This is a genomic window from Kitasatospora sp. NPDC058444 (genome assembly GCF_042721415.1).
Taxonomy (GTDB): Bacteria; Actinomycetota; Actinomycetes; order Streptomycetales; family Streptomycetaceae; genus Kitasatospora.
In genome coordinates, this window is sequence record NZ_JBHXLL010000077.1 from 1 (window position 1) to 22193 (window position 22193).

The window sequence follows — 22193 nt, forward strand, 5'->3', positions numbered from 1 at the left end:
GCGCAGGTTGTGCCGGGCGGCGACGCGGTCGCGGTAGGCGATCACCTCGGGGAAGTTGTGCCCGGTGTCGACGTGCAGCAGGGAGAACGGGATCGTGGCGGGCGCGAAGGCCTTGAGGGCCAGGTGCAGCATGACGATGGAGTCCTTGCCGCCGGAGAACAGGATCACCGGGCGTTCGAACTCCCCCGCGACCTCGCGGAAGACGTGCACCGACTCGGCCTCCAACGCGTCCAGGTGGGACAGCGCGAAGGGGTTCCCCGCATCCTCGTTCTGGGCGTCGGTACGGCCCGGGCTGTCGGTCGCGGTGGTCATGCCAGGCCCCTCTCGGTCAGGAAGGCGTGCAGTTCGGCGGCGGACTCGGCGACCTCGCGGCCCTGGGTCTGCAGGCGCAGCTCCGGGCTCCGCGGCGCCTCGTACGGGTCGTCCACACCGGTCAGGCCGGAGATCTCCCCGGCGGCCTGCTTGGCGTACAGGCCCTTGACGTCGCGTTCGGCGCACAGCTCGACCGGGGTGGCGACGTGCACCTCCAGGAACTCGGTGCCGTTCGCGGCGTGGCGCTCGCGCACCGCGGCGCGCGAGTCGGCGAACGGGGCGATCACCGGGGCCAGGACCTTGACGCCGTTGGCCGCCAGCTTCTCGGCGACGAAGCCGATCCGGGTGACGTTGGTGTGCCGGTCCTCGCGCGAGAAGCCCAGGCCCTTCGAGAGGAACTCGCGGATCTCGTCGCCGTCCAGGACCTCGACCCGGTGGCCCTCGGCGCGCAGCCGTGCGGCCAGCGCGAAGGCCAGGGTGGTCTTGCCGGCGCTGGGCAGCCCGGTCAGCCACACGGTGGCGCCGCGCTCGCAGGGGGCGGCCGTGGGGGCCGCCTCTGCGGCTCCGTCGGCGGCCAGGGCATGAGCTGTCACGGGGTCTTCCTTACGTGGGGTGGGGGGTGATGACTGGTCAGAGGTGGATGCCGCACTCGGTCTTGCCGGAGCCCGACCAGCGGCCGGCCCGGGCGTCCTCGCCCTCGGCGGGCTTGCGGGTGCAGGACAGCGGGGAGCAGCCGATCGAGGGGTACCCCTCCCACAGCAGCGGGTTGAGCAGCACGCCGTGCTCGGCGACGTAGGCGTCCACGTCCTGCTGGGTCCAGCGGGCGATCGGGGCGATCTTGACCTTGCGGCGCTTGGGGTCCCAGGACACCACCGGGGTGTTCGCCCGGGTCGGCGACTCGTCGCGGCGCAGCCCGGTCGCCCAGGCGTCGTAGCCGGCCAGGCCCCGGTCCAGCGGCTCGACCTTGCGCAGCGCGCAGCACAGGTCCGGGTCGCGGTCGTGCAGCCGCGGCCCGTACTCGGCGTCCTGCTCGGCCACGGTCTTCAGCGGGGTGAGCGTGACGACGTTGACCGGCATGGTCGCGGCCACCGCGTCCCGCGTCCCGATGGTCTCCGGGAAGTGGTAGCCGGTGTCCAGGAACACCACGTCCACCCCCGGGAACACCGAGGACGCCAGGTGGGCGACGACCGCGTCCTCCATCGAGGAGGTGACGCAGAACCGCGCGCCGAAGGTGTCCGCGGCCCACCGGAGGACCTCCTGCGCGGTGGCCTCCTCCAGCTCGCGGCCGGCCTTCTCCGCCAGCGACGCGTGGTCAGTCGCGGTGCTGCTCATGTGACGTACCCCCGTGGTTGGTCGGTGACAGCAGGCCGAGGAACTTCAGCTGGAAGGCGCGGCGGCACCCGTGGCACTCCCAGGCGCCGTGTCCGGCCTCGGAGGGACGCAGGTCCTCGTCCCCGCAGTAGGGGCAGAAGAAGGGGGCGGCTCGCTCACTCACGACAACTGCTCCTCGGACGCCCGGGCCGTCCACTGGGCGAAGCGCTCGCCCTCGGTGCGGTCGGCCTGGTAGCGGGTCAGCACGCGCTCGACGTAGTCGGGCAGGCCCGCGCTGGTGACCTTGAGGCCGCGGACCTTGCGGCCGAAGCCGGCCTCCAGGCCGAGCGCGCCGCCGAGGTGCACCTGGTAGCCCTCGACCTGCTCGCCGTTCTCGTCGGTGACCAGCTGGCCCTTGAGGCCGATGTCGGCGACCTGGATGCGGGCGCAGGCGTTCGGGCAGCCGTTGATGTTGATGGTCAGCGGCTCGGCGAAGTCCGGCAAGCGCTGCTCCAGCTCGTCGATGAGGGTGCGGCCGCGCTCCTTGGTCTCGACGATGGCGAGCTTGCAGTACTCGATGCCGGTGCAGGCCATGGTGCCGCGGCGGAACGGCGACGGGGTGACCCGCAGGTCGAGCGCCTCCAGGCCGGCCACGACCGACTCGACGTGCTCCTCGGCGATGTCGAGGATGAGCATCTTCTGCTCGGCGGTGGTGCGCACCCGGTCGCTGCCGTGGGCGGCGGCGAGGTCGGCGATCTCACCGAGCAGCTTGCCGTGGACCCGGCCGACGCGCGGCGCGAAGCCGATGTAGTACCTGCCGTCCTTCTGCCGGTGCACGCCGACGTGGTCGCGCCAGCGGGCGGCGGGCTCGGCCGGGGCGGGGCCGTCGACCAGCCGGTACTTGAGGTACTCGTCCTCCAGCACCTGGCGGAACTTCTCCACGCCCCAGTCGGCGACCAGGAACTTCAGCCGGGCGCGGTTGCGCAGTCGCCGGTAGCCGTAGTCGCGGAAGATGCCGATGACGCCGCCGTAGACGTCGGCCACCTCGTCGAGCGGGACCCACGCGCCCAGCCGCACGCCCAGCTTGGGGTTGGTGGACAGGCCGCCGCCGACCCAGAGGTCGAAGCCGGGGCCGTGCTCGGGGTGGACCACGCCGACGAAGGAGACGTCGTTGATCTCGTGCGCGACGTCGAGCAGCGGGGAGCCGGAGACGGCGCTCTTGAACTTGCGCGGGAGGTTGGAGAAGTCCGGGTTGCCGATGAAGCGGCGCTGGATCTCCTCGATGGCGGGCGTGCCGTCGATGATCTCGTCCTCGGCGATGCCGGCCACCGGGGAGCCGAGGATGACGCGCGGGGTGTCGCCGCAGGCCTCGGTGGTGGACAGGCCGACGGCCTCCAGCTTCCGCCAGATCGCCGGGACGTCCTCGATCCTGATCCAGTGGTACTGGATGTTCTGCCGGTCGGTCAGGTCGGCGGTGCCGCGGGCGTACTGCTCGGAGACCTCGGCGACCGCCCGCAGCTGGGGGACGGTCAGCCGGCCGCCGTCGATGCGCACGCGGAGCATGAAGAACTCGGCGTCCAGCTCGTGCGGGTCCAGGATCGCGGTCTTGCCGCCGTCGATGCCCTCCTTGCGCTGGGTGTAGAGCCCCCACCAGCGCATCCGGCCGCGCAGGTCGGCCGGGTCGATCGAGTCGAAGCCCCGCTGCGCGTAGATCGTCTCAATACGTGTCCGCACATTGAGACCGTCGTCGTCCTTCTTGAACTGCTCGTTGGCGTTCAGAGGGGTGTAGTGGCCCATGCCCCACTGGCCCTCGCCACGGTGGCGGGTCGCCTTGCGGGCCGCCGCGGGGCGGCGCTCGGCGGCGCGGTCGGCCGTGGGCTCGACGGTCTCGGGGGAGGTGGCCATGGTGAAGTCCTTCGGGGCAGGTGGCGCTGGCGCCGAATGGGTCGCGGGGCGTGCTCGGCCGTGCGGTGCCACTCTGACCTGCGGGTTTCTCAAGGCCTTGAGGGCAGTGACCGGGACCGGGCGGGCGCCTGCGCATCCGCTGCGGCGGGGATGGCGGGGGATTTCGGCGCCGGGTGCGGTGGTGCGGCGGAGTGGGGCTCAGGTCACCGGACAGATGGCGCTGGACACGCGAAGCAGATCGACGTGGAGTCGACCTACCAGGGTGGTTCCGGCGCTAGACATGGCAAGAGATTCGCACGGCCCGGGACTCGCGGTCCACTAACATCCGAATACTGGACGCTGAGGTTTCGTCATGTGGGACATCCGGATGTTCCCGCCGCTCCCCGCCCGGGCCTCCGGCCACGCGCCCGTACCCCCGGGGAGATCAACCGCGCGGCCCCGGCCCGATACGGTGGGCCCTGTGCAAGCAGCAGGCGATACGAGCAGAGCGAACGCCGAGCGGCCCTCCCGGCGCCGGGGCAAGGGCTCCCGACGCGCGGCCAAACAGGCGACCTGGCGCCGTACGGCGTGGGAACTGGTGAAGGACACCACCAACACCTGCGTCGAGTACCGGGTCACCGGACTCGCCGCGGAGGCGGCCTTCTTCACCCTGCTGTCGATCCCACCGCTGCTGCTCGGCCTGGCCGGCACCCTCGGCTACCTCGACGAGTTCCTCGGCGCGGGCACCATCGACCGGCTCAAGCACGACATCGTCTCGGCCGCCGGGACGGTGCTGTCGGACTCCTCCGTCAAGGAGGTCGTGGTCCCGCTGCTGAACGGGGTGTTCGACCACACCCGGCCCGACCTCGTCTCGATCGGCTTCCTGCTGTCGCTGTGGTCCGGCTCCAGGGCGCTCTACATCTTCATCGACACCATCACCGTCATGTACGGGCTCGACGGCAAGCGGGGCATCGTCAAGACCCGCCTGATGTCGCTGGGCCTCTACTTCGGCGCCCTGGTGATCGGCTCGCTGGTGCTGCCGCTGCTGATGGCCGGGCCCGGGCTGGTGGAGAACGCCGTGCCGGGGGTGGCCGGGCTGGTCGGCGCCCTCTACTGGCCGGTCGCGATCGTGCTGCTGATCGTCTCGCTGACCACCCTCTACCACCTGGCCGTCCCCGTCTCGACGCCGTGGCGCGAGGACATCCCCGGCGCCCTGGTCGCCCTGGTGGTGCTGGTCTTCTGCAGCATCGGCCTGCGGGTCTACCTGGTCAGCTCGGTCGAGGGCCCCTCGGTGTACGGCTCGCTGGCGGCGCCGGTGGCCGTCCTGCTGTGGATCTTCGTGGTGGCGCTCGCGGTGCTCATCGGCGCCGCGATGAACGCCGCGATAGACCGCCGCTGGCCCACCCTGGAGACCGCCGACGCGCGCGCCGAGAACGAACGCGCCCACGAGGAGGCGGCCGCCGCCGTGGTCCGCGAGGTCGCCGCCCGACGGGCCGTCGAACGGGCCCGGCGTGCCCGCGAGCTCGGGCTCGCCGAGGGCGTCGAGGAGGAGTGGGGCGAGGACGAGGGCGAGGACGTCGACGTGCCCTCCGAGTACCCGGAGCGGTGGGCCGACGTCCTGGCCGCCGACAACGTGCGCGGCCGGCTCACCGCCCGCGGCGGGCCGCACCACCGGCCCGGACCGCCGCCGCCGGACAGCGACCGGCCGGCCGGGCCGGGGGCGGGGACGGGGTCGGGACCGGGGACGGGGTCGCAGGGGGCGCAGGCGGAGCCCGATGCCGGGCCCGTGGGGCCGGTCGGGCCGGTCGGGCCTGCGGGGTCGGGGCCCGTCACCGGGCCGCCGCAGGGGCCGCCCGGGCAGCAGGTGCAGGGGTATCCGCCGCGACCGCCCCGGCCGCCGTGGGACGAGCGGTAGCGGAGCGGAACGGTGGCAGAGGACGGGGGCCTCTCCCGCGGGTGCGGGGGAGGCCCCGTCGCGTCGGTGGGGTCGGGCGGGGCGGCGGGGTCGGCGGGGCGAGGTGAGGTGCGGACGGCGGGTCAGGGGGCGGCCTGCCAGGACTGTTCGGCCGGGCGGGCCTGGGCCGGGAACGGTTCCGGGGAGGGCTGGGCCGGGAGCGGCTGGGGGGAGGGCTGGGGCGGGAGCGGTTCCGGGGAGGGCTGGGGCGGGTCCAGGGCGGTGCGCCCGGAGGAGTCGCTCAGCTTGATCAGCAGCGCCACCATCAGCCAGTTCGCCAGCAGCGACGAACCGCCGGCGGCCAGGAACGGCAGCGCCTTGCCGGTCAGCGGGACCAGCCCGCTCACCCCGCCGACCACCACGAACACCTGGAGCGCCAGCGCCGCCGACAGGCCGGTGGCCAGCAGCTTGCCGAACGGGTCGGTCAGACCGATCGCGGTGCGCAGACCGCGCTGGATCAGCAGCACGTAGACCAGCAGGATCGCGGTCACCCCGGCCAGGCCCAGCTCCTCGCCGATGGTGGTGAAGATGAAGTCGCTGCGTCCGGCGAAGCCGATCAGCCAGGGCCGTCCCGAGCCCAGGCCGGTGCCGGTGAGGTGCCCGGTGCCCAGGCTGAACAGCGCCTCGGCGGGCTGCTCGGAGATCGCCTTGTCGTGCACCGGCTTGTAGTAGTCGAGCGGGTGCAGCCAGGCCTCGACGCGGCCGTGCACGTGGGGTTCCACGGTGCCGACCACCGCCGCGCCGCCGACCGCCATCACCAGGCCGAGCACCACCCAGCTGGTGCGCTCGGTCGCCACGTACAGCATCACGATGAAGACGCCGAAGAAGATCAGCGAGGTGCCCAGGTCCCGTTCGAAGATCAGCACCAGCAGGCTGACCACCCAGATCGCCAGCACCGGTCCGGCGTGCCGTCCGCGCGGCAGGGTCAGCCCCCAGACCTTCCGGCCGGCCAGCGCCAGCGCGTCCCGGGCGGCCATCAGGTACCCCGCGAAGAAGATCGTGATCGCGACCTTGACGAACTCGTCCGGCTCGAAGGAGAGCCCGAACAGCCGGATCCAGCGCTTGGCGCCGAAGCTGTCGCCGGGGGAGAACACCGGCGCCGCCAGCAGGACCAGCGCACCGGCCATCAGCAGGTAGACGTAGCGCTGGAAGAAGCGGTGGTGCTTGACGAGGACGATCAGCGCGAGGGCCACCGCCACCGAGATGAACACCCACATCAGCTGGGAGGGCGCGGCCGGGAGCTTCTGGTAGTCGCCCTTGGCGGTGTGCGCGGCCTTGTAGCTGAAGTCCAGCCGGTCCAGCAGCACCAGCCCGAAGCCGGTCAGGAAGACGCTCAGCGGCAGGATCAGCGGATCGGCGTACGGGGCGAACCGGCGCACCGCCAGGTGGGCCGCCCCGGCCAGCGCGCCCAGCGACAGGCCGTGCACCAGCAGCCCGGGCGGCATCCGTCCGGTGAGCGCCAGGTCCGCGTCGACGTGTCCGGCCAGACAGACGGCCACCGCGAGGGCCAGCAGGCCCAGTTCGATGGTGCGGTGGCGTGCCGCGAGGCGGCGGCCGTCGCCGCGTGCAGTGGTTCGCACCTGTTCGTCATCCCTCTGTCGAGCGCATGGCGGGTCTCGCCGACGGCGCACCGTGCCAGACGTCCGGGTCCTCGCCTCGGTTGCCGGAACCAGCGGGACCAGGACAGAACTTTGCCTGGGCAAAGCGTTTTCGGGGCTCGGTAAAGCCTTGTTCAGGCCCGGGTATAGAGGCGGGCCCCGGGTGCGGCGGGGCCCTCGGGCAGGGACATCATGGCCGGGCGCCGGGGCCCCGGCGCGGGGTGCCCGACCGGCCGGGGACCGCCGGGACGAGCGAGGTGAGCGGGCGGATGAACGCAGTGGTGGTCGGCGCGGCGGTCGGTCAGCTGGGTGGTCCGGCGGTCGGCCCGGTGGGCGGTCCGTCGGGTGGTCCGGTGGGCGGTCCCGTCTCGGTGCTCGCCTACGGCGGGCCGCCGCCGTGGCGGTGGTCCGACCTGGCGACCTCCTGGACGGCCGAGCCGCTGGTGCTGGTGCTGTCGGTGCTGCTCGGTGTCTGGTACCTGGCGGCGGTGCGCAAGGTCAACCGGGCCGGGGGTGAGCGGGCCGGGGGTGAGCGGGCCGGGGGTGAGCGGGCCGGCGTGGGGGCCGGTGCGGGGCGGCCCGTGGCCGGCTCCGGCGGCGGGCGCTGGCAGCCCACCCGTACCGCCGCGTTCCTCGGCGGACTGCTGCTGTGGGTCTGGTGCACCTGCTCCGGCCTCGGTGTGTACGAGCGGATCCTCTTCACCGACCGGGCCGTGCAGGTCGTGCTGCTGCTGATGGTCGTTCCGCTGCTGCTCGCGCTCGGCGCACCGGTCTCGTTGCTGGTCGAGGCGGCGTCGCCGGCCCGGCGCGAGCGCGTCCTGCGGGCGCTGCGCAGCCGCCCGTCCAGGGTGCTGATGTTCCCGGCGGTCTCCACCGCGCTGCTGATGGCGCCGCCGTGGCTGCTCTACTTCACGCCCTGGTACGAGTGGTCGGTGTCCAGCGGGACCGGGAACGTGGTGCTGCACCTGGCACTGGTGCTGCTGGGCCTCGCGTACTTCTGGCCGCGTCTGCAGCTCGACCCGGTCGGGCACGAGTACCCGCACCTGGTCGGGCTGTTCATCACCTTCGCCGAGGTGATCTTCGACGCGGGGCTCGGGATCGTGCTGATCTACGGGGGCCACCTGGTCGCCGAGCACTACTACCTGGCGCTCGGGCGCCCGTGGGGGCCGAGTCCGGCGCAGGACCAGACCTGGGGCGGCAACGCGTTCTGGGTGCTGGGGGACCTGGTCGGACTGCCGTTCCTGGCCGCGCTGGTGCGGCGGATGGTGGTGCGGGGGCGGCAGGAGACCGAGGCCGTGGACGCCGAGCTGGACGCCCGCTTCGCGGCGGCGGCCGCGCAGGCGCGGGCGGCGGGACAGCCCGAGGAGGAGGAGAGCGGGATGCGGCCGTGGTGGCTGGACGACCCGAACCTCAAGCACCGGTACGGGGCGTAGCGCGGCTCCCGGCCGGCGGCGGTCGAGCGGCGGTGCGGGGCGTGGCGATGGAGGGGCCAATTTTGCTCCTCCAGGGCCTCCCTGACCACCCCCGCACCACATTTCCGCAGGTCAAAAATAGGTTGGCCACAATCCCCCGCCCCGCTAGCGTGTGACACATCCGGTTCGGGGGCCATTGGGCCGCCCGAGGAGTAGAGAGCAGGAGGTGAACCCCCGTGGTCGTTGTCGCCCCGATAGCTGCCGAGGGCAGCACTCGCGTTCACCTCCTTTTCCCGGCCGCCGGCTGAGCCCTTCGCGCCAGCCGTAGCCCGCCGGGACCATCTCCTCCCGAAGGGCCACTGCGTTGTTCAACGCTGCCTCCGTTCCGTCGTTCTCTTCCTCCTCCCCTTCCTCTTCGTTCTCCGCTGACGCCTCCGCGCTGACCGGCTACGGCTGGACGGCCGAGCTCGTGGAGCTCTTCACCCCGTTCGGCGAGGCCGGGCTGCTCCCGGCCCGGATCGTCCGGGTCGACCGCGGCCAGTGCGACGCCGTGATCGCCGACCCGGAGACGGGCGAGCTGCGCACCCTCCGGTTCGACACCAGGCCGGTGGGCGACGCCGACATGATCAACTGCCCGTGCACGGGCGACTGGGCGGCCGTCGACCTGGACGCCCAGCCGATGGCCTCCGTCGCCGCGCTGCTGCCGCGCTCCACCGCGATCATCCGCAAGGTGGCCGGCAAGCGCTCCGACGGCCAGGTGCTGGCCGCCAACGTCGACACCGTGCTGATCGCCTCCTCGCTCGCGACCGACCCCGACCTCGGGCGGATCGAGCGCTTCCTCGCCCTCGCCTGGGAGTCCGGTGCCGATCCCCTGGTCGTCCTCACCAAGGCCGACCTCGTCGACGACGCCGACTTCATCCGGTCCGACGTCGAGGCGATCGCCCCCGGAGTCACGGTGGTCGTGGTGAGCGCCGAGACCGGCGAGGGCATGGACGTGCTCCGCGCCTGCACCCCCGGCACCACCGCGGTGATCGGCCAGTCCGGCGTCGGCAAGTCCACCCTCACCAACGCGCTGGCTGGCTCCGAGGTGATGACCGTCCAGGGGGCCCGCGCGGTCGACCAGAAGGGCCGCCACACCACGACCACCCGAGAACTGATCCCGCTGCCCGGCGGGGGCGTGCTGATCGACACCCCCGGGCTGCGCGAGGTCGGCCTCTACGGTGGCGAGGGCGTGGACCTGGCCTTCGCCGACATAGCCGAGCTGGCCGAGGAGTGCCGCTTCCACGACTGCGGCCACCACACCGAGCCCGGCTGCGCGGTGCAGGCGGCGCTGGCCGACGGCACACTGCCGCAGCGCCGGATGGACAGCTACCTCAAGCTCCAGCGCGAGAACGACTGGATCGCCTCGCGCACCGACGCCCGGGTGGCCAAGGCGCGGCTGAAGAAGTGGAAGACGATCACCAAGTCGATGCGAGCCGCGGGAGGTCCGGTGAAGCGCTGAGCCCAGGCACCGGCCGGCCGCCGCGCAACGGCCGCCGGCCGGTCTCCGCCGGGCCCGTCCGGCTCAGCGGAGGTCCGCGGTCACCCGGAAGCGCTGGAGGACCACCGGCGTGCTGTCGTCCACGGTGAAACCCGGGTCATCGAGGGCGTCGAGCATCTCCGGGCTGCGCCAGAACCGCTCGTGCACCGCACGCCAGTCGGCCACGCTGGTGCACCCCTCGCCCTCGTCCAGGGCGTGCTGGAGGTCGACCTCCGCGAGCGGGACCACCCGGACGTCCGTGGTCTCGATCACGGCGACCCTGCGGCCGTCCGAGTCGAGGACCGCGGAGCGCTCACCGGGCACCGGCAGGGGCTCGCCCTCGTGCTCGTAGTCGGCGACCAGGCCGGTGGTGCTGGTCTTGGCGCCGTCGAGGATCGCGGCGACCAGCTGGTCCCGCAGAGGGCCGGGGAACGCGAACTCCGCCGGAGGCAGGGCGACGACGCGCGGGTCGTCCGGGCCGGAGTAGGGCTGCTGCTCGCTCATGCCGCGAGGGTAACGGCGGGACGTCCGGCGGGCTCGCGAATTTCCGGCCCGCGCTCACCCTGTGGTGGGCGGTGGGCGGTGGGCGGTGGGCGGTGGGTGGTGGTGGGTGGGCGGGGTGGGGGAGGCCCCCCGAAGCAGCGATCAACGGCGATGTCCGATTCCCGCCAGTCACCCCCCGCCCGGTGCCGCAAACTGGACAGCGTGATCGACGATGACATCCGGTACCGAGCCGTGGACAGCCGCGACGCCCGCTTCGACGGGGTCTTCTTCACGGCGGTCACCTCCACCGGCATCTACTGCCGTCCGAGCTGCCCGGCCGTGACCCCGAAGCGCGTCAACTGCGTCTTCTACCCCAGCGCCGCGGCCGCCCAGGGGGCCGGCTTCCGAGCCTGCCGCCGCTGCCGCCCCGACTCCGTGCCGGGCTCGCCCGAGTGGAACCACCGCGCCGACCTGGTCGGCCGCGCGATGCGCCTGATCGGCGACGGCGTGGTGGACCGCGAGGGCGTCGCCGGCCTGGCCGGCCGCCTCGGCTACAGCGCCCGCCAGCTGCAACGCCAGCTGATCGCCGAGCTCGGCGCCGGCCCGATCGCGCTGGCCCGCGCCCGCCGCGCGCAGACCGCCCGCCTGCTCCTCCAGACCACCGAACTCCCCGTCACCGACGTCGCGTTCGCGGCCGGCTTCGCCTCCGTCCGCCAGTTCAACGACACCGTGCGCGAGGTCTACGACCGCACCCCCAGCGGCCTGCGCGCCGAGGTCGTCGCCGGGCGCCGCATCGCGACCCCGGCCGGCGGTCTCACCCTGCGCCTCGCCTACCGCGGCGCGCTCGACAGCGAGCACCTGATCGACTTCCTCGCCCTGCGCGCCGTCCCCGGCGTGGAGGAGGTCGTCCCCGGCGCGCGTCCCGGTGTGCGCGTGTACCGTCGCACCCTCGCGCTCCCGTACGGCCACGGCATCGCCGAGGTCGACAGCCTGGCACCGGGCGAGCCGCCCACCCGCGGCTGGCTCGACTGCCGCCTGCTGCTCGCCGACCTGCGCGACCTGCCGACCGCCGTCCAGCGCCTGCGCATCCTGTTCGACCTGGACGCCGACCCGCTCGCGGTCGACGACCAGCTCGGCGCGGACCCGCTGCTCGGTCCGCTGGTCCGCGAGCGCCCCGGCCTGCGCTCGCCCGGCCACGTGGACCCGCACGAGCTCGCCGTCCGCGCCGTCCTCGGCCAGCAGATCAGCGTCGCCGCCGCCCGTACCCTGGCGGGACGGCTCGCCGAGAAGTACGGCACCGCGCTGCCCGAGCCCAGCGGCGGCCTGCGTCTGCTCTTCCCGACCGCGGCCGCCCTGGCCGCCGCCGACCCGGAGGACTTCGCCATGCCCGCCGCCCGCCGCCGCGCCCTCACCGGCCTGTGCGCCGCGCTGGCCGAGGGCGTGGTCCGGCTCGACAGCGGGGTCGACCGGGAGGAGGCCGCGGCCGGCCTGCTGGACCTGCCCGGCATCGGCCCCTGGACGGTCGGCTACCTGCGGATGCGGGCGCTGGCCGACCCCGATGTCTTCCTCCCGAGCGACGTGGGCGTCAAGCACGGCCTGCTCCGCCTCGGCGCCGCCGGGGACCCGAAGTCCGCCGCCCGCGCCGCCGAGGCCTGGGCCCCGTGGCGCTCCTACGCCGTCCACCGACTGTGGGCCGGCCCCTCGGGCGTCGACCTCACGAACACCGGCAACACCACCAGCGGTACCGGCATCACCAGCAGCGGTACCGGCACCACCAGCACCGGCGACAGCACCAGCAGGACCGGAACGGAGAACGAACGAGTATGAGCACCACCGTCTACACCACCATGGAGAGCCCCTTCGGTCGGCTGCTGCTCAGCGGGGTGCTGCCCGAGGAGGGCGGACCGGCCGCGCTGGCCACCGTCACCGCGCCCGGCCAGAAGTACGCGCTGGCCGAGCCCGCCGACGACTGGGTGCCCGACCCGGAGGCGCTCGCCGAGCCGGTGGCCCAGCTGACCGACTACTTCGCGGGCAAGCGCACCGGCTTCGACCTCCCGCTCGCGCCCGAGGGCACCGAGTTCCGCCGCAGGATCTGGGCGGCGCTGGACGAGATCCCGTACGGCACGACCGTCACCTACGGCGAACTCGCCGAGCTGGCCGGGCAGGAGCCGCGCATGGTCCGGGCCGTGGGCGGCGCGGTGGGCGCCAACCCGCTGCTGATCGTCCGCCCCTGCCACCGGGTGCTCGGCGCGAGTGGCGCGCTCACCGGCTTCGCCGCCGGTGTGGACCGCAAGCGCTGGCTGCTGGACCTGGAGGGCGGCACCCTGTTCTGACCGCCGGGCCCCGCGGAACCTCCGAGCACCGAAGCTCCGGGCACCGAAGCTCCGAGCGCCGAACGCCTGATCGTCCGAGCACCGATCGCCCGTGTGCCCGAGCGCTCGTGTGCCCGAGCATCGGACGCTCAACTCCGCAGTTCCACCCGCCAGTTGTTGCTGCGCATGAACCGGCCGGGCGGGAACTCGAAGTCCGTCTCGCCGAGCAGCGTGAACCCGGCCTTCGCGCAGACCGCGTTGGAGGCGGGGTTGTCCACCGAGGGGAAGGCGTGCAGGTGGGGGTGGGCGGCCTCGCGGCGGGCGGCCGCCACCGCCGCGCGGGTCGCGGCGACCGCGATGCCTCGCCCCTGGAAGCCGGGCAGCACGTTCCACCCCATCTCGTGGACGGTCCGGCCCTCCCACGTCCGGGTGCCGTAGCCGACCGTCCCGACCGCCTCGCCTTCGGGCAGCAGCACGATCCGGTACATGCAGCCGAGCCCGGACGGGACGAAGTCCAGGTAGCGCCGGTGCCGTACGAGCAGCTGCTCCGCGCTCTCGGGCCCGCCGACGTGCTTCTTCATCTCCGGTGTGTTGACCCGGCGCAGCAGCGCGAGGTCGTCGTCGGTCCAGGGCTCGATCCGTACCTCTGCGGGGGTCATGCCGGGGACGGTAGCGCCGGGGCAGCCCGGCGGCCAGCGGTTTTCACCCGGCCGCGGACCCCTGCTCGGGTCCGGTGCCCGGCTGGGCGAGGGCGCGGGCGAGTTGGTCAAGCCCGGGCAGGGCGTCGATGACGGCCGCCCGGTCGGCCGGGTCGAGGGTGCCGAGCGCGGTGGCGATGCGGCGCTCGTGGGCGTGCTGCCAGTCGTCCAGCTGCCGCCGGCCCGCCGGGGTGAGGGCGATCCGGGCGGTGCGGCGGTCGCCGGGGTCGGCCTGGCGGTCCACGAAGCCGGCGTCGAGCAGTTTCCCGACCAGTCCGCTGACGGTGTTGGGTGCGAGCCGCTGCCGCGCGGCCAGCTCGCCGACCCGCAGCGGTGCGGCGGCCAGCGTCTGCAGGAGCTCGACCTGCGCCATCGGCAGGGACTCCCACGGGTAGTCGGTGCGGATGCTGCTGCGCAGCGCGCGGCGCAGCCGGGTGACGGTGTCGGTCAGCTGCCGGGCGTGCTCGACCGCCGGGTCGGGGCTTCCGGTGGCGGGGTCGGGAACGTGTGGTGACGACGGCATGGCGGACAGCGTATCGCCTGGTGCGAGGCGGTCCGGCGCCCGGTTCGCCGGCAGGTTCGTGGGCGGTTCCGGGTCACGGGTCCGCGCTTCCCGGGGTTCTCCCACAGCTTTCCCGCGGCTCTCCCGAAGCTCTCCCGCGCCTCTCCTGCAACTCTGTTGCAGGCCTCGCCGCAGGTGTCCGTCCGGCCCCGTCCGTACCGTGGGACGCATCCTGTCGTAGGGCGAGCTGCTCGTAGAGAGAACATATCTGTATCCGATATATTCGTACCCATGAACGCCACCGTCCTCGCCTCGCGGCTGCTCACCGAGCGGCCCCGGCCGCGTGGCATAGCCGGCTGGCCCCATGCTCACTGGCTCGCCGTCGGCACGGTCTGTCTCGGCGCCTTCCTCGGCCAGCTGGACGCCAGTGTCATCGCCCTGGTCTTCCCCGCCCTCGGCCGCCACTTCGACGCGAGCTTCGCCGCCGTCGAGTGGGTCGCCCTCGCCTACCTGCTGGTCCTGGTCGCCCTGCTCGCCCCGATCGGCTGGCTGTCGGACCTGGTCGGCCGCAAGACCATGTACATCGGCGGCTTCGCGGTCTTCGGCCTCTCCTCACTCGGCGCCGGATTCGCCGTCAGCCTCTGGGCCCTGGTCGGGTGCCGCGCCGTCCAGGCGGTGGGCGCCGCGATGATGCAGGCCAACAGCGTCGCCCTGGTCGCGCGGGGCGTCCCCGAGCACGCGATGCGGCGCGCGCTCGGCATCCAGGCCTCCGCCCAGGGCCTCGGCCTGGCGCTCGGGCCCAGCCTCGGCGGGCTGCTGGTCGAACACGCCTCGTGGCGCTGGGTGTTCTGGGTCAACGTGCCGATCGCGCTGTTCGGCATCCTGGCCGGCTGGTTCCTGCTGCCCCGCACCCGGGCGGCGGGCGCCCCGGCCGCCGTACCGAACCCCCGGCCCGCGCGCCCCCTGGGCCACGCAACCGGCCGCGCCGCCCGCCGGACCGAGGCCCGCCGGACCGCGACCCACGACGCCGCCCGCTTCGACCTGCCCGGCCTGCTGCTGCTCACCGGGGCGACCACCTCGCTGCTGCTCGCCCTGTCCACCGCCTCCGGCCTGCCCCTGCCCGGCTGGGCGGTGGCCGCCCTGCTGCTAGCGTCCGCCGTTCTGAGCCTGGCGCTGGTGCGCCGGGAACGGCGGGCCGCCCGGCCGATCCTGGCGCCCGGGCTGGTCAACACCCCGGGCGTGCGCTCCGGCCTGGTGGTGGCGCTGATCGGCTACCTGCTGCTGTTCTGCCCGCTGGTGCTGGGCCCGGTGCTGCTCACCGGCGCCGGGGTGTCGACGGCCCACGCGGGCCTGGTGATCACCCTGCTGCCCGCCGCGTTCGCGTTCGCCGCGACGGTCGGCGGCGGGCTGCTGCCCCGGGGCTGGTCGGACGTGACCAGGTGCCGCGCCGGTGCGCTGCTCGCGGCCGGCGGGCTGCTGCTGTTCGCGCTGCTGCCGGCTTCGGACGCGGCGGCGCTCCCGCTGCTGATCGCCGGTTACGGGCTGGGACTGCTGCTGCCCGCCAACAACGCGCTGGTGATGCGGGCGATACCGGCGCAGTGCTCCGCGGTCGGCGGCGGCATGGTGAACATGGCCCGCAGTCTCGGTACGGCGCTCGGCATGGCGCTGTCCGTCCTCGGCGTTCACCTGGCGGGCGCCGCGTCCGGTGGGCGGACGGTGCTGTTGGTCCTCGCCGCCGTCGCGGCCGCGGCCGCACTGCTCACCCGGCCCGCGCGGCCCGCCCGAGGCACCCGAACCGCCCGAGGCGCCCGGCTCTGAGGCCCCGCCCGGCCCTGCTTGGGTTCTACTGGTCGTCGCAACACCCCAGCTGAGGGGATGCGATGGACTTCAAGATCCGCGGGGACCGGAAGCCGCAGGGGCGTAGGAAGCTCCGTGTCGAGCGGGCGGAATACTTCCGGCTCGTGGATCAGGGCTACGGCAACAAAGAGGCGTCCCGGCTGGTGGGCGTCCACGAGCGGACTGGACGCGAGTGGCGCAACGGCCGGACGGATCCGAACAGGTTCCGGGCGCCCGCTCGACCCGAGCGGGCGCCCGCCGCCGTGTCCGGTCCCTCCCGCTATCTGAGCGAGGACGAGCGGATCCGCATCGCAGACCGGCTTCGAGAGAAGGCGACCGTGCGCGCGATCGCGGCCGAGCTGGGCCGCAGCCCGTCCACCGTCAGTCGGGAGATTCGTCGCAACTGCCACCCGGGCAGCGGTAGTTACCGCCCGCACGCGGCCCAGGCCCGCGCCGATGCCCGCCGGCCCCGGCCCAAGCCCGGCAAGATCGGACAGAACCCGCAGCTGCGGGACTTCATCCAGGACCACCTCGACAGGAAGTGGAGCCCGGAGCAGATCTGCCAGGCTCTACGGGACACCTTTCCCGAACGGCCGGAGATGCACGTGGTCCACGAGACGGTCTACCAGGCCCTCTACGTCCAAGGCCGGGGCGAGCTTCGCCGCGAGCTGGCCGGCGCCCTGCGCTCGGGACGGGCACGCCGCAAACCGCACCGCCAGGCCGCCTGTCGCCAGCCCAGGTTCGCTACCCCGATGGTCATGATCAGCGAACGCCCGGCGGAGGTCGAGGACCGGGCGGTTCCCGGTCACTGGGAGGGCGACCTGATCCTCGGCAAGGACAACGCCTCCGCCATCGGCACCCTGGTCGAGCGCCACACCCGCTACGTCATGCTCCTGCACCTGCCGAACGGCCGCACCGCCGAGCACGTCCGCGACGCCCTCGTCGAGACCGTCCAGACCCTGCCCACTCACCTGAAACGGTCGCTGACCTGGGACCAGGGCTCCGAGATGGCCGCCCACGGCTCGTTCACCGTCGCCACCGGCGTCCCGGTCTACTTCTGCGATCCGGCCAGCCCCTGGCAGCGCGGCTCGAACGAGAACACGAACGGACTGCTCCGGCAGTACTTCCCCAAGGGCACCGACCTGTCCGCCCACACCCCGGAGGACCTGGTCCACGTCGCCGCCGAACTCAACGGCCGCCCACGCAAGACGCTCGGCTGGGAAACCCCAGCCGAGCGTCTGCATAAACTCATCGCGGCCTAACCAACCGACCACGTGTTGCGACGACCGCTAGAAACCGCCCTGAGGCCCGCGGGGCCTCCCGCTACGCGTCCGTACGGGCGACGCCGGGGGCCTTCGGCGCGTTCAGGGCGTCCTGGGCACGGTTCAGGCCGCGCTCCACCAGCGTCTCCAGGGCATCCGCGCAGCGGTCCAACTCTCCCGGCATGGCGGCCAGTTCCTCCTCGGAGAACTTCTTCAGCACGAAGTCCCCGACGCTCTGGCCCTTCGGCGGACGTCCGATGCCGAACCGCAGCCGGACGAAGTCCCGGGTGCCGAGCGCCTCGCCCACCGAACGCACCCCGTTGTGGCCCCCGGGACCGCCGCCGCGCTTGAGCCGGGCGGAGCCGAAGGCGAAGTCCAGGTCGTCCTGCACGACCACCAGCCGCTCGACCGGGACGCCGTGGCGGCGCAGCAGTGCGGCCACCGGGCGTCCGGACAGGTTGATGGACCACCACAGCGGCTTGGCCAGCAGCACCCGGTGGCCGTCGAGTCCGATCTCGGCCACCAGGGTGGCGATCCCGCGCCGGCGGAACCGGGCGCCGTGCCGTTCGGCCAGCCGGTCCACGGCCAGGAAGCCCGCGTTGTGCCGGGTGAGCCGGAACCACGGGCCGGGGTTGCCCAGTCCGGCGATCAGCCAGGGGGCGTCGGGGGTCATGCGGGCGTTCTCCGTAGGGTGGGGGAGGGGGGAGGACGGCGGACGGCCGGGGCGCGGCGTGGACGGTACGGGACCGTCCTCGCCGGCGCCCCGGCCGTCCGGGGAAACACGCGGAACATGCGGAACACGCCGAACCCGCAGGACCCGCGGGACACGACGGGACACGACGGGACACGCAGAGCCCGCGGAACGAGCGCTCAGGAGATCAGGAGGCGGGCACGCCGGGTTCGGCGCCGCGCTCCTTGAGCATGTCGGTCATCAGCTGCAGCTCGGAGGTCTGGGAGACCACCATCGACTGCGCGAGCCGCTTCTCGGCCTCGTTCCGGGCCTTGTCGACATAGCCCTGGGCCATCTCGACGCCGCCCTTGTGGTGCTCGATCATCAGCTGGAGGTAGTACACCTCGGCGTCCCGCCCGCTGAGCGTGCGCAGCTTCGCGATCTGGGTGTTGGTGGCCATGCCCGGCATCAGCGAACCGTCGTGGGCCTGGTAGTCGTGGCCCATCTTCATCCACGCCATCGGCGTGGCGGTCGAGTGCTGGGACAGTCCCCACTGGTCGAGCCAGCCCATCATCATCCCGCGCTGGTTGGCCTGGGTGTTGATGATGTCGAAGGCCAGGGTGCGGGTCGGCTCGTCGGCGGTGCGGTCCCGGACGACGAAGGACAGGTCCACCGCCTGCTGGTGGTGGGTCGCCATGTCGCGGGCGAACCCGGCCTCGGGGGAGTCGTCCGCCGGGACGGCCAGCGTGGACGAGCCGGACGCCGAGGTCCCGCTCGCCACCAGGGCCGGCACTCCGAGCGCCAGCGCCACGGTGGCGGCCAGCGCGGCCGGCCACCACATGCGGCGGCGGCGCGGGGCCCCGGCTTCCTCGACGCCGTCCGCCGCGGGGTTCGCGTCGGTGTTCGCGTCGGCGGTCACATCTGCCCCATGGTGCAGGAGGCGCCCGGCTCCTGGGTCTGCTTGCCCTGGACGTACTTGGTGAAGAACTGCTCCACCCGCGGGTCGCTGGCGCTGTCCACGGTCAGCTGGGTGCTCCAGGCGTTCAGGGTGATGGTGCCCTGCTCGTCCGGGTACGGGCTCATCATCGTGTACGGGGTCTTCTTGACCTTGTCGGAGAGCGTCTTGATGTCGTCCGGCGTGGCCTTGCCGTTGTACGTCACCCAGACCGCGCCGTGCTCCAGCGAGTGGACGGCGCGCTCGTTCTCGAGCGGCTGGTCGTAGACGTGGGCCATGCAGTCCGCCCAGATCGCGTTGTGGTCGCCGCCGACCGGCGGGGTCATCGGGTAGGTGACCTTGTCCTTGACGTGGGTGCGGCTCAGCTCGCCGAAGGTCTTCACGCCCGGGATGTCCGCGTTGGCGGCGGTCTCCTTGTCCTTCTTCTTCTGGTTCTGGTCCATGACGACCCAGGTGCCGGTGGCGATCGCACCGATCACCAGCACGCCGGCCGCCACCGAGGCGAAGATCTTGTTGCGGCGGTCGCGGCGTTGCTCGGCGGCGCGCAGCTCGGCGATCCGGGCACGGCGGTCGAGGCCGTCCTGCTTGCCGCCGGGCTTGTTGGACTGCTTGGAGGCGGAACCCATGGTGGTCGTCCTTGTCCCCGCCGCACCGGTCGGGGGCGGCGGTCATCTGGTGTGAGAGGAGGGGCGGATCCGTCGGCGGCTGCGCCGGCGGTGGGTTCCACTCAGGACCGGTGGACCTGGAGTTCGTGCAGATCGGGCACCGGGTGCGCGCCGTCCAGCAGACCGGCGGGCACCACCCGGGGCAGTGCCTCGGGCGCGGCCGGGGTCAGCGGTGACACGGCGGGCTGCGGCTGCGGCGGCGGGTTCGGCAGCTGGGCGTCCTGCGAGCAGTACGGGTGGCTGGAGCAGCCGTTGTTGCGCGGCGGCTGGCCGTCGGCGGTGCAGAGGATCCAGTGCCCCGGCTCCTCGGCCGTCCGGTGGTGGTCCGAGGACTGCGTGGGCCTGGCGACCTTCGCGGCGTGGCCGGTGTAGGAGGTGTGCCCGGTGGCGACCTGGACGCTGACCACGCTGACGACGGTCACGGCGCTGGCCGGGGCCGCGTGCGGCGCCGGTTGACCGGAGCCGTCCACCGCCTTCGCCTGGCCCGCGCAGGGCAGCAGCGTCAGCAACGTGACGAGCAGCAGGACCAACAGCCCACCTGCCGGGCGGCCCGCGGACGCGGCCCTCCCCGGTCGGGGCGAACTGGGGGCCGACGCGGTCATGCGCACATTTAATCAGCCGAACGAGTGATGCGATGCCCCCCATCGGCCCTCATTTTCGGTGGCCCGCAGACCCGGATGACCAGGAAACGCCCTGCTCCGGACACATCCGGCAAGCACGGACGGAACGGAAGCGGACGAACACGTGACGGCTCCGGGGACGGCCCGGCGAATCGCCCGGCGAACCGCCTGGTGAGCGCGTTGGCCGGGATGTTCCGGTGGGTGACCGGTTGTCGCCGAAACCCGGACAGGGTCCTCGCAGGTGGAGAACAATGTCGTCAGCCCGGCCCGCCCGGCCCGCCGGGGGCGGCGCGACCACGGAACGACCAGGAGCCGCCAGATGAGCAACCAGGGTGCACCCGCACAGCCGCACCGGCCGGACGACGGCTGGTGGGACGCCGTCTACGACGGTCCGGCGGGCACCCTCCCGGACACCCCGCGCGCCGACCCGGGGGACGGCAGCGTGGACGACTGGTTCGACACGGCGGTCGGGCTCATCGGACAGCAGCGCTCGGCGGAACCGGAGCCGGAACCGGTGGTGGAGCCGGAGCCGGTGGTGGAGCCGGAGCCGGTGATGGAGCCGGAGTCGGTGATGGAGCCGGAGTCGGTGATGGAGCCGGAGTCGGAGGCTCCCGGGGAGCCCGAAGGCGCTCAGGCACCGGACACCCGGGACAGCATCGACGACTGGTTCGACACCGCCGTCGGCGTGATCGGCGGGACGGAGGGCATCGGGCGTCAGCGGACCTCCACGGAGACCCATCAGTTCCCGGCCCCCGCCTTCACCGACGACGCCCCGAAGGCCGCACCCGCACCCGAGTCGGCATCCGCACCCGAGCCCGGACCCGGCCCGGACCCGGTCTCGCTGGAGAAGCCCACCCCGCCAACCCCTCCCGCCCCCGCCGCCGTCCCGGAACCGGAACCGGAACCGGAGCCCGCCGCTGCCGAGGAGCCCGAGGAGCCGGTGAAAGCGGACGGACCCGAGGTTCCCGCCCCCGCTCCATCTCCCGCCCCTGCTCCCGCTCCCGTCCCCGAACCCGAACCCGAACCCGTCCACACCCCGGAACCCGACCCGGAACCCGTGGCCCAGGCCGCAGCCGTCCCCGACCCCCGCCTGGCCATCCGCGCACCGCTCGCCGACGGCGGCACCGCCGTCCCGCACGTCGGCGAGCGCCCCCCGACCTACGGACCGGAACCGACGGCCGTACCCGAGGCCGACCCGGGTGCACTGCGCGCGCTCGTACCGGACACCGTGCTGGATGGCGCCCAGTACGGTCCGTCCGTCCTGCGCGCCGCCTCCGTCCGGGGCGACTCCGCGCGCTACCGGGGCGAGCCGCGTCGCGACTCCCTGCTGGTCACCCGCTTCGGCGACGGCCCGGACGGATTGCTGCTCGCCGTCCTCGGCGGCTTCGACCGCACGGGCGGCGGAGCCGAGGACGAGACGGTCAGCCCGGAGGCCGTCGCGGCCGCCACCGGGGAGGCGTGCCGCCAGCTCGCCGCCGCGATCGGGCGCAGCCGGGCCGGACTGGCCGCCGACCTGCGAGACGGCGCCCGTGACCGGCTCCGCTACGGCCTCCAGCGCCTGGCCACCGGCGCGGCCGCCCCGCTGCGGGCGCTGACGCCGCGGGCGGAGGGGGACGACACCCCGTCCCCGGCGTCGCTGCACTGTCTGATGGTGTCGCTGGATCCGGAGGCCGGCTACCGTGCGGCCTTCGGCGTCGGCCCGGGCGGGCTCTACCTGCTGCGGTCCGGCCACTGGATCGACGCCTACGCGGCCCGCCTGCTGCACCACCCGGATGGTCAGCCGCCGGTCCCGGAGGCCCCGGTGCCCGGCCCGCGCCCGTTCCGCTTCCGGCTGGTTCCCGCGACGCCGGGCGACATCCTCCTCCTCTGCGCCCCGGGCCTCGCCCGCCCCATAGCCGACGAGCCGGCCGTCGCGCACTTCCTCTCCACCCACTGGGCCCACCCCCACCCGCCGGGCACCGTCGACTTCCTCCGCCAGGTCCAGGTCCGCGCCAAGGGCTACGCCGACGACCGTACGGCCGCCGCCATCTGGACCGAGTAACGCCCGACCGGCCCCCATCTCCCACCCCCGCACGCGTGCGCGAGAAATTGACCCCATAGACATAAAGCGCCCCCCCCCCCCCGGCCCCCCCCCCCCCCCCCCACCCCCAAAAAAGCCCCGGCCCGCGACTCAATAAACCCCCCCCCCCCCACCCCCCCG

Annotated in this window: 22 protein-coding genes; 8 read left to right on the forward strand and 14 right to left on the reverse strand. The window is 73.5% G+C overall.

The window, feature by feature from the left end; translation table 11 throughout:
- The 6 genes from ACFWP2_RS38880 to ACFWP2_RS38905 all read right to left on the reverse strand — a co-directional run.
- Nucleotides 1-312 (reverse strand): phosphoadenosine phosphosulfate reductase family protein (locus tag ACFWP2_RS38880; RefSeq protein WP_380460739.1); only part of this gene is annotated, 312 nt, incomplete at its 3' end.
- Complete coding sequence (gene cysC / locus ACFWP2_RS38885; protein ID WP_380460777.1) at nucleotides 309-890, reverse strand: adenylyl-sulfate kinase; 582 nt, start codon at nucleotides 888-890, stop codon at nucleotides 309-311. The genes cysC and ACFWP2_RS38880, both read right to left, overlap by 4 nt.
- A gap of 52 nt (nucleotides 891-942) precedes the next feature.
- Nucleotides 943-1644 carry a phosphoadenylyl-sulfate reductase gene (locus tag ACFWP2_RS38890; protein ID WP_380460741.1) on the reverse strand — a complete coding sequence of 234 codons (702 nt, stop codon included), beginning with the start codon at nucleotides 1642-1644 and terminating at the stop codon, nucleotides 943-945.
- Entirely contained in the window at nucleotides 1625-1807 is a 183-nt protein-coding gene (locus tag ACFWP2_RS38895) for a hypothetical protein (protein ID WP_030060859.1), read from the reverse strand. The genes ACFWP2_RS38890 and ACFWP2_RS38895 overlap by 20 nt, the downstream gene beginning before the upstream one ends.
- Nucleotides 1804-3528: a nitrite/sulfite reductase gene (locus ACFWP2_RS38900; protein WP_380460744.1), complete on the reverse strand. Its 1725-nt coding sequence runs from the start codon at nucleotides 3526-3528 to the stop codon at nucleotides 1804-1806. Before ACFWP2_RS38900 ends, ACFWP2_RS38895 begins: the two co-directional genes overlap by 4 nt.
- Before the next feature lie 198 nt (nucleotides 3529-3726).
- Nucleotides 3727-3810 carry a putative leader peptide gene (locus ACFWP2_RS38905; protein WP_318264789.1) on the reverse strand — a complete coding sequence of 28 codons (84 nt, stop codon included), beginning with the start codon at nucleotides 3808-3810 and terminating at the stop codon, nucleotides 3727-3729.
- Between the two features lie 178 nt (nucleotides 3811-3988).
- On the opposite strand from ACFWP2_RS38905, the gene ACFWP2_RS38910 reads away from it, so the two are divergent.
- Entirely contained in the window at nucleotides 3989-5422 is a 1434-nt protein-coding gene (locus ACFWP2_RS38910; RefSeq protein ID WP_380460746.1) for a YihY/virulence factor BrkB family protein, read from the forward strand.
- A 122-nt stretch (nucleotides 5423-5544) separates the two neighbouring features.
- On the opposite strand, the gene ACFWP2_RS38915 is transcribed toward ACFWP2_RS38910, so the two are convergent.
- Nucleotides 5545-7041, reverse strand: coding sequence for an FtsW/RodA/SpoVE family cell cycle protein (locus ACFWP2_RS38915; RefSeq protein ID WP_380460748.1), 1497 nt, complete (start codon nucleotides 7039-7041; stop codon nucleotides 5545-5547).
- Nucleotides 7042-7328: 287 nt separating this feature from the next.
- Here ACFWP2_RS38915 and ACFWP2_RS38920 point away from each other — a divergent pair, with 287 nt between their 5' ends.
- Together ACFWP2_RS38920 and rsgA are read left to right on the forward strand one after the other, a co-directional pair.
- A complete protein-coding gene (locus ACFWP2_RS38920; RefSeq protein WP_380460750.1) occupies nucleotides 7329-8492 on the forward strand; it encodes a cytochrome c oxidase assembly protein in 1164 nt (387 codons plus the stop codon).
- 343 nt (nucleotides 8493-8835) lie between these two features.
- Nucleotides 8836-9972 carry a ribosome small subunit-dependent GTPase A gene (gene rsgA / locus ACFWP2_RS38925; protein WP_380460752.1) on the forward strand — a complete coding sequence of 379 codons (1137 nt, stop codon included), beginning with the start codon at nucleotides 8836-8838 and terminating at the stop codon, nucleotides 9970-9972.
- Nucleotides 9973-10035: 63 nt separating this feature from the next.
- On the opposite strand, the gene ACFWP2_RS38930 is transcribed toward rsgA, so the two are convergent.
- Nucleotides 10036-10494, reverse strand: a complete 459-nt coding sequence (locus ACFWP2_RS38930) for an ASCH domain-containing protein (protein ID WP_380460754.1) — start codon at nucleotides 10492-10494, stop codon at nucleotides 10036-10038.
- 150 nt (nucleotides 10495-10644) lie between these two features.
- Here ACFWP2_RS38930 and ACFWP2_RS38935 point away from each other — a divergent pair, with 150 nt between their 5' ends.
- Nucleotides 10645-12300, forward strand: coding sequence for a DNA-3-methyladenine glycosylase 2 family protein (locus tag ACFWP2_RS38935; protein WP_380460756.1), 1656 nt, complete (start codon nucleotides 10645-10647; stop codon nucleotides 12298-12300).
- Nucleotides 12297-12806 carry a methylated-DNA--[protein]-cysteine S-methyltransferase gene (locus ACFWP2_RS38940; protein WP_380460758.1) on the forward strand — a complete coding sequence of 170 codons (510 nt, stop codon included), beginning with the start codon at nucleotides 12297-12299 and terminating at the stop codon, nucleotides 12804-12806. Before ACFWP2_RS38935 ends, ACFWP2_RS38940 begins: the two co-directional genes overlap by 4 nt.
- A gap of 128 nt (nucleotides 12807-12934) precedes the next feature.
- Here ACFWP2_RS38940 and ACFWP2_RS38945 read toward each other — a convergent pair whose 3' ends face one another.
- Together ACFWP2_RS38945 and ACFWP2_RS38950 are read right to left on the reverse strand one after the other, a co-directional pair.
- The gene (locus ACFWP2_RS38945; protein WP_380460760.1) at nucleotides 12935-13444 is read right to left on the reverse strand and encodes a GNAT family N-acetyltransferase; all 510 of its coding nucleotides are present in this window, start codon (nucleotides 13442-13444) and stop codon (nucleotides 12935-12937) included.
- A 43-nt stretch (nucleotides 13445-13487) separates the two neighbouring features.
- Nucleotides 13488-14006 carry a MarR family winged helix-turn-helix transcriptional regulator gene (locus ACFWP2_RS38950; protein WP_380460763.1) on the reverse strand — a complete coding sequence of 173 codons (519 nt, stop codon included), beginning with the start codon at nucleotides 14004-14006 and terminating at the stop codon, nucleotides 13488-13490.
- Between the two features lie 270 nt (nucleotides 14007-14276).
- On the opposite strand from ACFWP2_RS38950, the gene ACFWP2_RS38955 reads away from it, so the two are divergent.
- Together ACFWP2_RS38955 and ACFWP2_RS38960 are read left to right on the forward strand one after the other, a co-directional pair.
- A complete protein-coding gene (locus ACFWP2_RS38955; RefSeq protein WP_380460765.1) occupies nucleotides 14277-15803 on the forward strand; it encodes an MFS transporter in 1527 nt (508 codons plus the stop codon).
- A 62-nt stretch (nucleotides 15804-15865) separates the two neighbouring features.
- Nucleotides 15866-17083, forward strand: a complete 1218-nt coding sequence (locus tag ACFWP2_RS38960; protein WP_380460767.1) for an IS30 family transposase — start codon at nucleotides 15866-15868, stop codon at nucleotides 17081-17083.
- 61 nt (nucleotides 17084-17144) lie between these two features.
- Here the strand turns inward: ACFWP2_RS38960 and pth are convergent, their stop codons facing one another.
- From pth to ACFWP2_RS38980, 4 genes are all read right to left on the reverse strand, one after another.
- Complete coding sequence (gene pth / locus ACFWP2_RS38965) at nucleotides 17145-17756, reverse strand: aminoacyl-tRNA hydrolase (RefSeq protein WP_380460769.1); 612 nt, start codon at nucleotides 17754-17756, stop codon at nucleotides 17145-17147.
- A gap of 205 nt (nucleotides 17757-17961) precedes the next feature.
- Nucleotides 17962-18594, reverse strand: coding sequence for a DUF305 domain-containing protein (locus ACFWP2_RS38970; protein WP_380460779.1), 633 nt, complete (start codon nucleotides 18592-18594; stop codon nucleotides 17962-17964).
- Nucleotides 18595-18668: 74 nt separating this feature from the next.
- Nucleotides 18669-19334: a DUF3105 domain-containing protein gene (locus tag ACFWP2_RS38975; protein WP_380460771.1), complete on the reverse strand. Its 666-nt coding sequence runs from the start codon at nucleotides 19332-19334 to the stop codon at nucleotides 18669-18671.
- A gap of 101 nt (nucleotides 19335-19435) precedes the next feature.
- The gene (locus tag ACFWP2_RS38980; RefSeq protein WP_380460773.1) at nucleotides 19436-19903 is read right to left on the reverse strand and encodes a hypothetical protein; all 468 of its coding nucleotides are present in this window, start codon (nucleotides 19901-19903) and stop codon (nucleotides 19436-19438) included.
- 409 nt (nucleotides 19904-20312) lie between these two features.
- On the opposite strand from ACFWP2_RS38980, the gene ACFWP2_RS38985 reads away from it, so the two are divergent.
- Nucleotides 20313-22034: a hypothetical protein gene (locus ACFWP2_RS38985; protein WP_380460775.1), complete on the forward strand. Its 1722-nt coding sequence runs from the start codon at nucleotides 20313-20315 to the stop codon at nucleotides 22032-22034.
- Nucleotides 22035-22193 lie beyond the last annotated feature (159 nt).

Bases quoted from the DNA above. Each gene is read 5' to 3' on its own strand.
- pth (WP_380460769.1), bottom strand. From the start codon at position 17,756: ATGACCCCCGACGCCCCCTGGCTGATCGCCGGACTGGGCAACCCCGGC.
- ACFWP2_RS38945 (WP_380460760.1), bottom strand. From the start codon at position 13,444: ATGACCCCCGCAGAGGTACGGATCGAGCCCTGGACCGACGACGACCTC.
- ACFWP2_RS38960 (WP_380460767.1), top strand. From the start codon at position 15,866: ATGGACTTCAAGATCCGCGGGGACCGGAAGCCGCAGGGGCGTAGGAAG.
- ACFWP2_RS38930 (WP_380460754.1), bottom strand. From the start codon at position 10,494: ATGAGCGAGCAGCAGCCCTACTCCGGCCCGGACGACCCGCGCGTCGTC.
- ACFWP2_RS38970 (WP_380460779.1), bottom strand. From the start codon at position 18,594: ATGTGGTGGCCGGCCGCGCTGGCCGCCACCGTGGCGCTGGCGCTCGGA.
- ACFWP2_RS38985 (WP_380460775.1), top strand. From the start codon at position 20,313: ATGAGCAACCAGGGTGCACCCGCACAGCCGCACCGGCCGGACGACGGC.
- ACFWP2_RS38955 (WP_380460765.1), top strand. From the start codon at position 14,277: ATGAACGCCACCGTCCTCGCCTCGCGGCTGCTCACCGAGCGGCCCCGG.
- ACFWP2_RS38950 (WP_380460763.1), bottom strand. From the start codon at position 14,006: ATGCCGTCGTCACCACACGTTCCCGACCCCGCCACCGGAAGCCCCGAC.
- ACFWP2_RS38975 (WP_380460771.1), bottom strand. From the start codon at position 19,334: ATGGGTTCCGCCTCCAAGCAGTCCAACAAGCCCGGCGGCAAGCAGGAC.
- ACFWP2_RS38905 (WP_318264789.1), bottom strand. From the start codon at position 3,810: ATGTCTAGCGCCGGAACCACCCTGGTAGGTCGACTCCACGTCGATCTG.
- ACFWP2_RS38940 (WP_380460758.1), top strand. From the start codon at position 12,297: ATGAGCACCACCGTCTACACCACCATGGAGAGCCCCTTCGGTCGGCTG.
- ACFWP2_RS38890 (WP_380460741.1), bottom strand. From the start codon at position 1,644: ATGAGCAGCACCGCGACTGACCACGCGTCGCTGGCGGAGAAGGCCGGC.
- ACFWP2_RS38935 (WP_380460756.1), top strand. From the start codon at position 10,645: ATGTCCGATTCCCGCCAGTCACCCCCCGCCCGGTGCCGCAAACTGGAC.
- ACFWP2_RS38900 (WP_380460744.1), bottom strand. From the start codon at position 3,528: ATGGCCACCTCCCCCGAGACCGTCGAGCCCACGGCCGACCGCGCCGCC.
- ACFWP2_RS38920 (WP_380460750.1), top strand. From the start codon at position 7,329: ATGAACGCAGTGGTGGTCGGCGCGGCGGTCGGTCAGCTGGGTGGTCCG.